The sequence below is a fragment of the Pseudomonas sp. 1176_21 genome, from assembly GCF_052850635.1.
In genome coordinates this window covers 965,494-977,345 of sequence record NZ_VXCV01000001.1, presented here as the reverse complement: position 1 = coordinate 977,345, position 11,852 = coordinate 965,494, and the positions used below count along the sequence as shown (strand labels likewise).

The window sequence follows — 11,852 nt, the reverse complement described above, 5'->3', positions numbered from 1 at the left end:
GGACTGCACATGAACCCTGTACTGATTCACCTTGAAGACGACACGGCCTTCGGCCCCAGCGCGGCAGTCGGCGCCCCCCTGGGCGAGCCGGTAGCCATGGCGCGTACCGCGTTGCACCAGGAACTGGCCGGGCAGGGCGCCAGCACCGGCTTGTGGGAATGCACGCCGGGGCGCTTCCGGCGCCAGGTGGTGCAGGCCGAGTACAGCTACATCATCAGCGGCGAGGGCAGCTTCACCCCCGAGGGTGGCGAACCTATCCCGTTCGGTGCCGGCGATGCGCTGTACTTTGCCGCCAACAGCCAGGGCACCTGGGACGTGCGCCAGACGGTACGCAAGACCTACCTGATCCTGGGTTAATGCTCCGATAGTCATGCCTGATCCTCCGGGATCGGGCGTGCGGTAGTGGCGGTGGGCAGCGAATCTGCGATGATGCGCGTGTCTGATCCTCTGATGCGGTACCCCATGCAGCTCACCTGCCACGCCGATGCCAATGCCACGCTTTGCGCCCTGATCCAACCCCTTGCCACCCGCCCGGGCCCGGTCGACACCCACCTGCCGCAGGTGCAGGTGTTGTCCTGGAGCCACTACGTGGCGAGCAGCCCGCAGATCTACGAACCGAGCCTGATGATCCTGGCCCAGGGCAGCAAACTGGCCCGGCTGGGGCCGCGCACCCTGGAATATGGGGCTGGCCACTACCTGGTGCAGGCACTGTCGGTGCCGTTCATGTGCGAAACCTTCGCCACCGAAGATGAACCCCTGCTGGGCGTGTCGGTGGCGATCGACCGCACGGTGCTGAGCGAACTGGTGCAGAGCATGGGGCTGGGGGCTGGCCAGGTGGTGGCGGCGCAGACGCCCGAATCCATGACATCAGCGGCGCTGGATGCGCCGATGCGCGAGAGCGTGGAGCGGCTGCTGCGTTGCCTGCACGACCCGCTGGAAAGCCGGGTGATGGGGGCGGCGCGAGTGCGCGAGGTGTTGTACGTGGCCTTGCGTGGGCCGCAGGCCGGGGTGCTGCGGGCGCTGGTGGAGCAGCAGGGGCATTTTGCGCGCATCGCTGCAGCCCTCAGCCATTTGCGCGAGCATTACGCCGAGCCGTTGAGCGTGGAGGCGTTGGCGGGGCGGGCGAACATGAGTACCTCGACGTTTCATGAGCACTTCAAGCGCTGCACGTTGCTGTCGCCGATCCAGTACCTCAAGCGGTTGCGTTTGCTCAAGGCGCAGCAGATGTTGATAGGCGAGGGGTTGGGTGTAGCGCAGGTGGCGCATCGGGTGGGGTATCAGAGCACGTCGCAGTTCAGCCGCGAGTACAAGCGGCATTTCGAGCGCAGCCCGGGGCGGGAGCAGGCTTATCTCTAGGGCGGCGAGCGCGTTGCGCTCGTTCGCCGGCAAGGCCGGCTCCTACAATAGAGGTGGGCCACTCCTCATTCGGTGTAGTAGTAGCTCTTCAGGAACCGGAACTCATGCGCCTGCGCCTCGCACCACTGGGCAAACCCCACCGACTGATCCCCCTGCTGATACACCGCCCAGGCCTCGAGCATTTCACGCAGGCTGCACACTTCACCATCAATGTAACTGCGGGTCGTCTCGGCCTCGATCAGCCGCGCCAGCGCACTGGCACGCGCAAGCTTCGTCGCCGCAACGGTAACGTCACCCAGAAACACCGACTCATGCAGGTGATGAACCATGAAATCAACCTCGCCCAGCTCATCCAGCGCCAACTGCCGCAACGCCACCTGATCCTGCGGGTCGTGCGCCAGTGCCGCCTGGAGCCACGCCGACTCGCCCGTCAGCTTGCCCATCCAGCGATAAGGCTCGGCCAACGCCGGGCCCTCGTCGCACCAGGCTCGCAGCACCTGCCTGAGGTAGCGGGTCAAGGCATGCGACAACAACTGATGCGCACCACTGTTGCTGAAGGCAAGGTCGGCAATCTCGCAGACAATCGCCCGCTGCTGGCCCACCTCCCGCTGACGCGCACCGTCGAGAAACTCGTCCAGCGCCTTGAGCGCCGGCTTTTTCAGGCCCTGTTCGCGCAGCAGGCAATACCGCGAGAAACCGGCAAAGCCTTCACGGGAGGCATAGACCTCGCCAATGCGCCTGAGGCCTTCGAAATTGTCCTTGTTCCAGTAATACATGCTCTTCCTTGCCAGTCAGCGCCGACACCACGGTCGGCAGGGGTTCACGCCAGCGGCCACTGCGCTATCGGCTTGTAGCGGCCGCCACTGGACTCGAACAACACGAAATCGTCGATGTTCAATCTGAACGCCGGTGGCTCCGGCGTCTCCGGTACATCACCCGGGTAGTCGCGCACCAGCGTCAGGTGCGCACGAAACTCACGCACGCTGTCTTCCACGCCCAGCGGCAGCAACGCCTGCTGCAGGGCATACACCCATTGACGCAAGGCCACCGGCGTCTGCGTGGGCTCCAGCACCAGTGCATCGGCGCGGTGCCATGCGACCAGCCGGTCCAGCTCCAGGCGCAGCGGGCCTTCGGGGCGCGGCACCGCCGCCATGGCGTCGCACAGCGCAGGCAGGCGCGAGACGCCGACTTCCCCAAGGAACATCAGCGTCAGGTGAAAATTGGCCGCAGGCACCGGACGACCACGGGTGATCCCCAGTGTGCTGCGCCATTTGCCGATGGCCCGGCATTGCTGCTCGGTACAGGGCAGGGCGATGAACAGGCGCTTGAACGGCTCGCCCGGGGTTCGCAGTTCACCTCGCATGGAAGCTCCCTTGAATGTGTGCAGGTGCCGACAGGGTACCGAGCAGCGCCGACCAAGGCCAGCCGTGGTTCCCGCGCCGCTCGCTATACTCCAGGCAAGCGCTTCACTGCACCGGGGGGCCGACCTTGAACCAGCGCATCCTGCTCGCCCTCTGCACCCTTGCACTGTTGCTGGCCATCGGCGGTTGCGCCCGGTCCCGGCCGACACCAGCGCCGCAACCCCCGGTGGTGCTGTCCCAGGCCGCCTGGCAACGTGTCGACTGGGACATCATCGACGCCTCCGAGGGCGCCAGCCGTTCCGCCCAGGACTATGCGCGACGCTCCATGAAGGTATGGAAAGACGCAGTGCACGCGCGTACCGAGGCGGACTTCATTCCGTGGTTCACCGGCTACTGGACCCAGCAGTGGCTGACCCTCAAGGTGGCCTGGTACAAGGTCAGCAAGAACCAGCAGACCGCGCCCGGCGAGGACCGCCTGGCGCTCTACCTGCAGGAGCAGTACCGCGAACGGGTGCTGGAGCCGGTGGCCAGGGAAATCAACCCGCAGCTGATCCGCGAGCGCGCCACCCAACTGTACGTGCAACTGCTCGGCCAGCAGCTGCAAGGTATCGGCCAGCGCTACCGCGCCGCCCCCGACCAGTTCGCCCTGCACCTGAACCGCATTCCCGCCATCGCCCTCGGCCCGCCGGCCGCACGCGACGCCTCGGTGCATCAGCTGATCACGGCCCAGCCACTGCTGAGCCTGCCGGCCTACCTGGCGTTGAACGAGCAGATCCAGAAGGCTGCGGTGGCGGCAGGCCAGGCGCCGTCCGACACGGGCCTGTCGTCGGTGGCCAAGCGCGCCAGCGCCCAGCTCGAAGCAACGCTGGTGCCGCGCGGCGCGGCCAGCGCGGTGGCGGCTGCGGTGGGCAAGGCGGTGGGGGCGCTGATCTCGGTGGCCTCGGCGGGCATCGGCGCGATGATGCACGAAAGCGAGCGCCCGGCCATGGTCGAGCAGCTGCGGGTGATCCTCAATGTGGCGCTCAACGAGGAATGGCAGGGCCTGATGCAGAACCCCGCCACCGGGGTGATGGCGGGGGTCAATGCGCTGTCGGGGCAGATCCGCGACAGCCTGGTGCTCAGCAGCGGCTTGCCGGCGATGCAGCCCTGATGGCGGTGCTCATGGAGTGATCGCGACTTTCATCACGCCGTCGCGCTGGTGCGCGAACAGTTCGTAGGCCGCCTCGATGTCGTCGAGCTTGTAGCGGTGGGTCACCAGCGGCTTGAGGTCGACGCTGCCGCTGGCCACCACCTCCATCAGGCGGCGCATGCGCTCCTTGCCGCCGGGGCACAGGGTGCTGACGATGCTGTAGTCGCCAAGCCCGGCGCCAAAGGCCGACAGCGGAATGGTCAGGTCGGAGGAATACACCCCCAGGCTCGACAGCGTGCCGCCCGGGCGCAGGATGCGCAGCGCCGACTCGAAGGTCGACTGGGTGCCCAGCGCCTCGATGCTCACGTCTACGCCACGGCCGTGGGTGAGGGCCATGATCTGGTCCACCACGTTGCCCTGCTTGAAGTCCACCACATGGGTGGCGCCCAGCTGGCGGGCTACCGAAAGACGCGCGGGCACGGTGTCGACGCCGATGATGGTGGTGGCGCCCATCAGCTTGGCCCCGGCCACCGCGCACAGGCCGATCGGCCCCAGGGCGAACACTGCCACCGTGTCGCCGATACGCACGCCGCCGCGCTCGGCCCCGGAGAACCCGGTAGACATGATGTCGGGGCACATCAGTACCTGTTCGTCACTCAGCCCGTCCGGGATCGGCGAGAGGTTGGCCATGGCGTCCGGCACCAGCACGTATTCGGCCTGGCAGCCGTCGATGGTGTTGCCGAACTTCCAGCCGCCGGCCGGTTTGAAACCGTGCGGCGTGCCGGGGCCGTCCTGGGACGAACAGCCACACAGGCAGGCATAGCTGTGGCCGCTGGGGGTGATGGCGCCGGCGATGACGCGCTGGCCCTCGGTGAAGCCCTTAACCTGGGCGCCGAGCTTTTCGATGATGCCGACCGGTTCATGGCCGATGGTCAGGCCCTTTTCCACCGGGTACTCGCCGCGCAGGATATGCACGTCGGTGCCGCACAGGGTGGTGGTGGTGATGCGGATCAGGGCGTCCGAGGGGCCGACCTCGGGGATCGGTTTTTCATCGAGCACGATGCGGTTCTTCTCGACAAAGATTGCAGCTTTCATGCGGGCCATGGTCGTTTCTCCTCAAGGGGGTACACGCGCAACTTCATGGGGCAGGGTGCGCCTGCACGGGCGGCGGGCTGTTGATCCGGGTCAAGCTGATGAGCATAGGCCATGGCGGGGCTCATCTGCGTAGCAAACAAATCACCGGGCTCCCAGGCTATTTTCATCATCTTTTGTTTTAAAACAGATAGTTAGGAAAATAATCTAAAGTTGTTTATGAAGTGAACTTAAATTGTAGGACAGTGTCAGAGGTTGCTCATGCTGGCAGGTTGATATGAAAGTGCCAGCGTGCAACCCACAAGACAGATACGTGCTAAGGACTCGGTTAATGAAAATCATCAAGACGCTGGTGCTCACCTCGCTGTTCGCCGCCCTGGCCGGCTGCGGCAGCGATGCCATCGAAGGCAAGTTCAACGTGCAGGCCAGCGTGATGGGCTTCAAGAGCAACGTGGGTACCGCAGAGCTGGACGAGGACTACATCACCCTGCTGGGCGACAAGTACGAGATCGACGAGTGGAAGCGTGACGGTGACACCGTCGTCGCCCGCGACAAGAACGGCACCGCGGTGATGAACGCGCGCGTCGAAGACAACGGTAACCGCCTGGTGGTGCTGGACGGCGGTGAGCTGGTCAGCATGACCCTGACCCGCATCAAGTAACTCCCCACGCCACATTCAACTCCAAGGACGTTCTGTGAAAAAAGTACTGGCTGTATCAGGCATTGCCGCGTTGCTGGCTGGCTGCGGGTCGAGTTACCAGTGGGACGAGGTCACCACCTCCAAGGGCAGCAAGGGCAAGCCCACTGCCATCTATGTGGACAAGAAGACCAAGGAGCCGGTGTCCGGCACCATCATCTGGAAGGAAGGCGACACGCTGATCTCCGAGTTCAAGGTCAAGAACGGCAAGGTCCAGGGCGACTGGGTTACCCACAATGCCGACGGCTCGGTGGCCATCGAGGCGCAACTGGATGACGGCCAGCTGACCGGCACCACGACCGTGTATTGCAGCGGCGGCGAGAAAAAGCCGCAGCAGCGCATCGTCATCGCCGGCAAGAAGCAGACCGATAGCCAGTTCGACTGCGCCAGCGGCCTGCAGACCCGCGAAGAGGTCACGGTGCACGAAGAGGGCAGCAAGCAGAACGGTCGCACCCTGGCCCAATCGGCCTGGCGCGTGGTCAATGGCGAGCAGGTGCCGGCCGTGGTCGCCAACTATGACAAGGACGGCAGCGGCCAGCTCGATGGCGTGCAGGAAACCTTCTACCCGACCGGCCAGGTGCAGGAGCGCAAGCACTACAACCAGGGCAAGCTGGAGGGCCTGCAGGAGGAGTTCGTGCTGCTCGACGACGGCACCTACCGTCTGCGTAAGGTCACTGCCTACAAGGATGGCCAGCGCGATGGCGATTCGATCCAGTACTTCGTCTCGCCCGACTGGCCGGAAAAGACCGTCGAAAAACGCGAAACCTACGCGGCGGGGCAGGACACCGGCAAGACCGTGATCTACCGCGAGCTGGATGTACAGGTGCTGGTGCCGTACCAGGACGTGCCGCCCAACCACTACAAGCTCAAGGAAGCGCTGGCCGGCAAGTCTACCCGTGACGGCTACGTGGCCGATGTGGAGTCGCTCAAGTACCTGCTGCAGGCCTCTGACATCGACCTGAACAAGCCGCTGGTCGCCGAAGCCGAGCTGCCGGTCCACTATGTGGCCGAGAATGCCTACGACATGCTGGTGAGCCTGGGCGCCGACCCGCTCAAGACCACCGCAGAGGGCAATACCCGGCTGATGATGTGCCTGAAGAACGCGTGGCGCGATTGCTCGGACGCGCACTTCGACCAGCTGCTGGCCTTGTCCAATGCCAAGACGGCCAACCTGTTCGGCAACACGCCGCTGCACGAGCTGTGCAAGAGCAACAGCCTGACCAAGGAGCGCCCGGAACTGGGCCAGCGCCTGATCGCCAGCCAGGACATCAACGCGGTGAACTACGCGGGCCAGACTGCCTTGCACTACTGCATCACGCAGCGTGACAAGACCGTGGCCAATGCGCTGATCGCGGCCGGTGCCGATCTGGACAAGGCGGACTATTCGGGCGTTACCCCGGTGCAACTGGTGTTCCTGCGCGACCCGCGCCTGGGCCGTCAGAAGCAGGTGAGCTGGGACGCGGCGCGTATCCAGTACGTGGGCGGGCTGCTGGGCAAGTCCACGTTCAACTTCGAAGCGCCGTTCCCGGGCTTCGACAAGAGCCTGAAGCAGCTGATGATCGAAGCCAGCGATGCGCAGAGCGCAATGCTGGTTGACAGCCTGGCTGCCAACAAGGGTTGACCCCAGTTGCCGGGAAGGCTGGCCCCTGCAGGTGCAGGAGCCGGCCTTGCCGGCGAAGGCGCCCGCATCAGGCGCCGACAGCCTCGCGGCTCATGACGCCATCGACCAGCCGCTGGATTCCCAGCGGATTGGCATTCTGCAACGCTTCGGGCAGCAGTGCATCGGGGTAGTTCTGCAAGCACACCGGGCGCAGGAACCGATCGATCGCCAGTGAACCCACCGAGGTGCCCCGGGCATCGGACGTGGCCGGGTACGGCCCGCCATGCACCATCGCATCGCACACCTCGACCCCCGTCGGATAGCCATTGAGCAGAACCCGCCCGACCTTTTCCACCAGCAACTCACCCAGCCAGCGGTATTCGAGCAACTCGGCCTGCTCGCCGATCAGGGTGGCGGTCAGTTGTCCGCGCAGCCCTTGCAATGCCAGCGCCAGCTGCGCATCGTCCTCTACCTCGATAACGATGGTGGCTGGGCCGAACACTTCTTCCTGAAGCAAATCATCACCTTGCAGCAACAAGTTCACATCGGCCTTGAACAGCTGGGGTTGCGCCTGGCGCCCGTTCTGCGCGGCCCCTGCCAGGTGCGTGAGGCCAGGATGGCGGTGCAGGTGCTCCAGCCCCTTGGCATAACTGGCCAGTGCCCCGGCATTGAGCATGGTCTGTGCAGGCTGTTCGGCCATCTGTGCGACGAAGGCGTGCACAAAGTCACTGAACGCCGGCGAGCGCACGCCGATGATCAGGCCGGGGTTGGTGCAGAACTGCCCGCAGCCCAGGGTCACCGAACCGGTCAGCTCGCGGGCGATGGCCGCCCCACGCACCTGCAGCGCCTGTGGCAGCAGGATGACGGGGTTGATGCTCGACATCTCGGCGAACACCGGGATCGGCTGCGGGCGCTCCGCGGCCATTTTGCACAGGGCGTTGCCGCCCTTGAGCGAGCCGGTGAAGCCCACCGCCTGGATCGCCGGGTGGCGCACCAGCCATTCTCCCACGCCTGCGCCATAGATCATGTTGAATACCCCCGCCGGCATGCCGGTGCGCTGCGCAGCGCGCAGGATCGCATCGGCCACCCATTCGGCGGTGGCCATGTGCCCGCTGTGAGCCTTGAACACCACCGGGCAGCCGGCGGCCAACGCCGAGGCGGTATCGCCGCCGGCCGTGGAGAAGGCCAGCGGAAAGTTGCTGGCGCCGAACACCGCCACCGGCCCCAGGCCGATGCGGTATTGGCGCAGGTCCGGGCGCGGCAGTGGCTGGCGCTCGGGCAGCGCGCGGTCGATGCGTGCCCCGTGGAAGTCGCCACGGCGCAGCACGTTGGCGAACAGGCGCAGCTGCCCGCTGGTGCGCCCGCGTTCGCCCTGGATGCGTGCAGCGGGCAGGGCGGTTTCGCGGCATACCGTGGCGATGAAGTCATCGCCCAGGCCGTCCAGCTCGTCGGCGATGGCATCGAGAAATTCGGCGCGCCGCGTCGCAGGCAGCGTACGGAACTGCGGGTAGGCGCTGGCGGCAGCCTTGGCGGCGGCGTCCACTTCTTCGGCAGTGGCCTGGATGAAGGTGCACGCCAGCGCTTGGCCGGTGCTCGCATCCAGGCTCTGCAGTACGGTGGTGCCGGCAGCGCTGCGCTGGCCGGCGATGTAGTTGTGGCCGAGAACAGAGGTCATTGCGGGGTCCTTGTCGGTTGAGGGCAGGGGCTCAGGTGATGGCGCCGATCTGCCAGGGCACGAATTCGTTCTGGCCGTAGCCATGTTGTTCGCTCTTGCTGCGCTCGCCCGAGGCAATGCGCAGCATCAGGCGGTAGATGTGTTCGCCGCGTTCCTCGATGGTGGTGCTGGCGTCGGCGATGCCGCCGCAGTTCACGTCCATGTCGTCTTCCTGGGTTTCCCACAGGCGGGTGTTGGTGGCCAGCTTGATCGAGGGCGACGGTGCGCAGCCGTAGGCCGAACCGCGCCCGGTGGTGAAAGCGATCAGGTTGGCGCCGCCGGCGACCTGGCCGGTGGCCGAGATCGGGTCGTAGCCGGGGGTGTCCATGAACACCAGGCCGTGGGCACGCACCGGTTCGGCGTATTCGTAGACGTCCATCAGGTCGCTGGAGCCGGCCTTGGCCACGGCGCCCAGGGATTTTTCGAGAATGGTGGTGAGCCCGCCGGCCTTGTTGCCGGCCGAGGGGTTGTTGTTCAGTTCGGCGCCCATGCGCTCGCAGTAGGCTTCCCACCAGTGGATGCGCGCGATCAGCTTTTCGCCCACTTCGCGGCTGACCGCACGGCGCGTGAGCAGGTGCTCGGCGCCGTAGATTTCCGGGGTTTCGGACAGTATCGCGGTGCCACCGGCCGCCACCAGGCGATCCACCGCATTGCCCAGTGCCGGGTTGGCGGTGATGCCCGAATAGCCGTCTGAGCCGCCACATTGCAGGCCGACGGTCAGGTGCCTGACGCTGACCGGCTCGCGACGCACCTGATCGGCTTCGGCCAGCAGCGACTTGACCTGGGCGATGCCGCTGGCAATGGTGCGCGTGGTGCCGCCGGTGCCCTGGATGGTGAAGGTGCGCAGGGTGTGGCTGCTGTTCAGGCCCTGGGCAGCCAGCAGGTCGGGGATCTGGTTGGTCTCGCAGCCCAGGCCGATCATCAGCACCGAGGCGAAGTTGGCATGCACCGCGTACCCGCCCAGGGTGCGCTGCAGCATCGCCAGTGCCTCGCCGCCAGGGTCGACCGCGCAGCCCACGCCGTGGGTCAGGGCCACCACGCCGTCCACGTTGGGGTAGGGCGCGAGCGCCTCGGGGTGGATGTCGCGGCGAAAATGGTCGGCGATGGCGCGTGCCACGGTGGCCGAGCAGTTCACCGAGGTGAGGATGCCGATGTAGTTGCGCGTGGCCACCCGGCCGTCGGCGCGCACGATGCCCATGAAGGTATCGTCGGTGCTGGCCGGTGTGCCCCTGGCGTCCACGCCGAAGGCGTAGTCGCGGGCAAAGTCGCCCATGGCCAGGTTGTGCACGTGCACATGCTCGCCGGCGGCGATGGGCTGGCTGGCAAAACCGATGATCTGCCCGTAGCGGCGCAGCGGCTGGCCGGGGGCAATGGCGCGCACCGCCACCTTGTGCCCGGCCGGGATGGCCTGCAGCACCTCGATGTGCTCGGCCTGCAGGTGCAGGCCCTTGGGCAGGGGCTGGCGGGCGATCAGCACGTCGTCCAGCGGGTTGAGGCGGATCACGGCGTTGGCGGCGCTGTCGCTGCCTGTTGTTGTAATGAGTTGCATCTCAGTCATCTCCAGAGGCGTGGGCCGGGCTTACGCCAGGCCGCGCTCGCGATAGTCGATCAGGCCGGAGAACAGCATCAGGCCGAAGGCCATGACCACGAAGAAGATCAGGGCCAGGAAGTAGGAGCCGGTGAACTGCACGATCAGGCCGATCAGGATCGGCACCAGTACGCCGACCATGTTGCCGCAGAAGTTCATGCTGCCGCCCAGGATGCCGGCCTTGGACTTGCCGCCCAGGATCGCTGGCAGGCACCAGTACATGCCGCACCAGCGGATGAAGAACAGCGCGACGCACAGCAGGGCGATGACCCGCGCGGCATCCGGGGTGTAGGCCACCAGCAGGATGCACAGGGCAGCCACGGCGGCGGAGCCTGCGAACATGCTGCGCATCACGGTGTTGGGCTGGCCGCCGCTGGCTTTCCACTTGTCGGCGATCCAGCCGCCGATCAGCTCGCCGACGAAGCCGCACATGAAGATCAGGAAGGTGGCGCCGCCCATGGCCTTGATGTCCAGATTGTGGGCCTGGTGCAGGTAGCTCGGCATCCAGGTCAGCAGGCCGTAGAACACGCTGTTGTAGCAGGCATAGCCGGCGAACATGGCCAGTACCGAGCGGCTCTTGAGCAGCTCCTTGAGGATCGCCTTGCGCCCGTTGCCGTCGCTGGCCACCGCGTTGGCCTGGTTGATGTAGTCCAGCTCGGCGGCGTTGACCTTGGGGTGCTCGGAAGGGTGGTTGCGGATGTACCACCAGGCCCAGATGCCGACCACGATGGTGCCCACCCCGGCGATCACGAAGGCGATGCGCCAGGAGTCGAACCAGGTGATCAGGCCGGCGATGATGATCGCACCGAATGCGGTGCCCAGCGGCGCGCCGCCGTCCACCAGGGTGGCGCCACGCCCACGCTCGTTGGGGGTCAGCCAGGCGCCGTTGAGCTTGGCCCCGGCCGGCATGATCGGCGATTCGGCCACACCCAGGCCGACGCGGGTGATCAGCAGGGTGATCCAGTTGTGCGCGCCGCCGGCCAGTGCCTGGAAGGCGCCCCAGCCAATGGTGGCGGCACCGATGATGTTGCGCACCTGGAAACGGTCCAGCAGCATGCCGCTGGGGATCTGCATCAGTGCGTACGACCAGAAGAACGCGCTGAGAATCAGGCCTTCCATGGCCGGGGTCAGTTCGAATTCCGCCGAGATCAGCGGCAGCGCCACCGACAGCGAGGCGCGGTCGATGTAGTTGATCGCGGCCAGCAACAGCAGGATCAGGAAGATGCGCCAGCGCACGGTGGTGGGCCGCTGGGCATCGGTGGCAGCCAGGGCAGGTGCCGGGGCGGCCTGCAAGGAGGTGTCTTTCATGCTCATC

11 protein-coding genes are annotated in these 11,852 nt (G+C 66.0%); 5 read left to right on the top strand and 6 right to left on the bottom strand.

The window, feature by feature from the left end; genetic code table 11:
- The first annotated feature begins 9 nt into the window (after positions 1-9).
- Together FW760_RS04625 and FW760_RS04620 are read left to right on the top strand one after the other, a co-directional pair.
- Positions 10-357 carry a cupin domain-containing protein gene (locus FW760_RS04625; protein ID WP_043861356.1) on the top strand — a complete coding sequence of 116 codons (348 nt, stop codon included), beginning with the start codon at positions 10-12 and terminating at the stop codon, positions 355-357.
- A 105-nt stretch (positions 358-462) separates the two neighbouring features.
- The gene (locus FW760_RS04620; RefSeq protein ID WP_054914598.1) at positions 463-1,356 is read left to right on the top strand and encodes an AraC family transcriptional regulator; all 894 of its coding nucleotides are present in this window, start codon (positions 463-465) and stop codon (positions 1,354-1,356) included.
- Positions 1,357-1,421: 65 nt separating this feature from the next.
- On the opposite strand, the gene FW760_RS04615 is transcribed toward FW760_RS04620, so the two are convergent.
- Both FW760_RS04615 and thpR read right to left on the bottom strand, forming a co-directional pair.
- A complete protein-coding gene (locus tag FW760_RS04615; RefSeq protein ID WP_446443654.1) occupies positions 1,422-2,132 on the bottom strand; it encodes a hypothetical protein in 711 nt (236 codons plus the stop codon).
- 44 nt (positions 2,133-2,176) lie between these two features.
- Entirely contained in the window at positions 2,177-2,719 is a 543-nt protein-coding gene (gene thpR / locus FW760_RS04610) for an RNA 2',3'-cyclic phosphodiesterase (RefSeq protein WP_043861354.1), read from the bottom strand.
- A 125-nt stretch (positions 2,720-2,844) separates the two neighbouring features.
- On the opposite strand from thpR, the gene FW760_RS04605 reads away from it, so the two are divergent.
- Positions 2,845-3,867: a hypothetical protein gene (locus tag FW760_RS04605; protein ID WP_054914596.1), complete on the top strand. Its 1,023-nt coding sequence runs from the start codon at positions 2,845-2,847 to the stop codon at positions 3,865-3,867.
- Positions 3,868-3,876: 9 nt separating this feature from the next.
- On the opposite strand, the gene FW760_RS04600 is transcribed toward FW760_RS04605, so the two are convergent.
- On the bottom strand, positions 3,877-4,950 hold the full coding sequence (locus FW760_RS04600; RefSeq protein ID WP_043861352.1) for an NAD(P)-dependent alcohol dehydrogenase: 1,074 nt from the start codon (positions 4,948-4,950) through the stop codon (positions 3,877-3,879).
- A 319-nt stretch (positions 4,951-5,269) separates the two neighbouring features.
- Here FW760_RS04600 and FW760_RS04595 point away from each other — a divergent pair, with 319 nt between their 5' ends.
- Both FW760_RS04595 and FW760_RS04590 read left to right on the top strand, forming a co-directional pair.
- Positions 5,270-5,599: a hypothetical protein gene (locus FW760_RS04595; RefSeq protein WP_043861351.1), complete on the top strand. Its 330-nt coding sequence runs from the start codon at positions 5,270-5,272 to the stop codon at positions 5,597-5,599.
- Between the two features lie 34 nt (positions 5,600-5,633).
- Positions 5,634-7,256, top strand: a complete 1,623-nt coding sequence (locus FW760_RS04590) for an ankyrin repeat domain-containing protein (RefSeq protein ID WP_157811407.1) — start codon at positions 5,634-5,636, stop codon at positions 7,254-7,256.
- 67 nt (positions 7,257-7,323) lie between these two features.
- Here the strand turns inward: FW760_RS04590 and FW760_RS04585 are convergent, their stop codons facing one another.
- From FW760_RS04585 to FW760_RS04575, 3 genes are read right to left on the bottom strand one after another with little or no spacing between them, the layout of a single operon-like run.
- Positions 7,324-8,910 (bottom strand): aldehyde dehydrogenase (NADP(+)), encoded by a 1,587-nt coding sequence (locus tag FW760_RS04585; protein WP_236176320.1) that lies wholly within the window; start codon positions 8,908-8,910, stop codon positions 7,324-7,326.
- A gap of 31 nt (positions 8,911-8,941) precedes the next feature.
- On the bottom strand, positions 8,942-10,498 hold the full coding sequence (locus tag FW760_RS04580; RefSeq protein WP_054914593.1) for a UxaA family hydrolase: 1,557 nt from the start codon (positions 10,496-10,498) through the stop codon (positions 8,942-8,944).
- Between the two features lie 30 nt (positions 10,499-10,528).
- A complete protein-coding gene (locus FW760_RS04575) occupies positions 10,529-11,845 on the bottom strand; it encodes an MFS transporter (protein ID WP_371920431.1) in 1,317 nt (438 codons plus the stop codon).
- Between the last annotated feature and the right edge of the window lie 7 nt (positions 11,846-11,852).

Coding starts and splice junctions, on each gene's coding strand:
- FW760_RS04600 (WP_043861352.1), bottom strand. CDS start 4,950: ATGGCCCGCATGAAAGCTGCAATCTTTGTCGAGAAGAACCGCATCGTG.
- FW760_RS04620 (WP_054914598.1), top strand. CDS start 463: ATGCAGCTCACCTGCCACGCCGATGCCAATGCCACGCTTTGCGCCCTG.
- thpR (WP_043861354.1), bottom strand. CDS start 2,719: ATGCGAGGTGAACTGCGAACCCCGGGCGAGCCGTTCAAGCGCCTGTTC.
- FW760_RS04580 (WP_054914593.1), bottom strand. CDS start 10,498: ATGCAACTCATTACAACAACAGGCAGCGACAGCGCCGCCAACGCCGTG.
- FW760_RS04575 (WP_371920431.1), bottom strand. CDS start 11,845: ATGAAAGACACCTCCTTGCAGGCCGCCCCGGCACCTGCCCTGGCTGCC.
- FW760_RS04625 (WP_043861356.1), top strand. CDS start 10: ATGAACCCTGTACTGATTCACCTTGAAGACGACACGGCCTTCGGCCCC.
- FW760_RS04595 (WP_043861351.1), top strand. CDS start 5,270: ATGAAAATCATCAAGACGCTGGTGCTCACCTCGCTGTTCGCCGCCCTG.
- FW760_RS04585 (WP_236176320.1), bottom strand. CDS start 8,910: ATGACCTCTGTTCTCGGCCACAACTACATCGCCGGCCAGCGCAGCGCT.
- FW760_RS04615 (WP_446443654.1), bottom strand. CDS start 2,132: ATGTATTACTGGAACAAGGACAATTTCGAAGGCCTCAGGCGCATTGGC.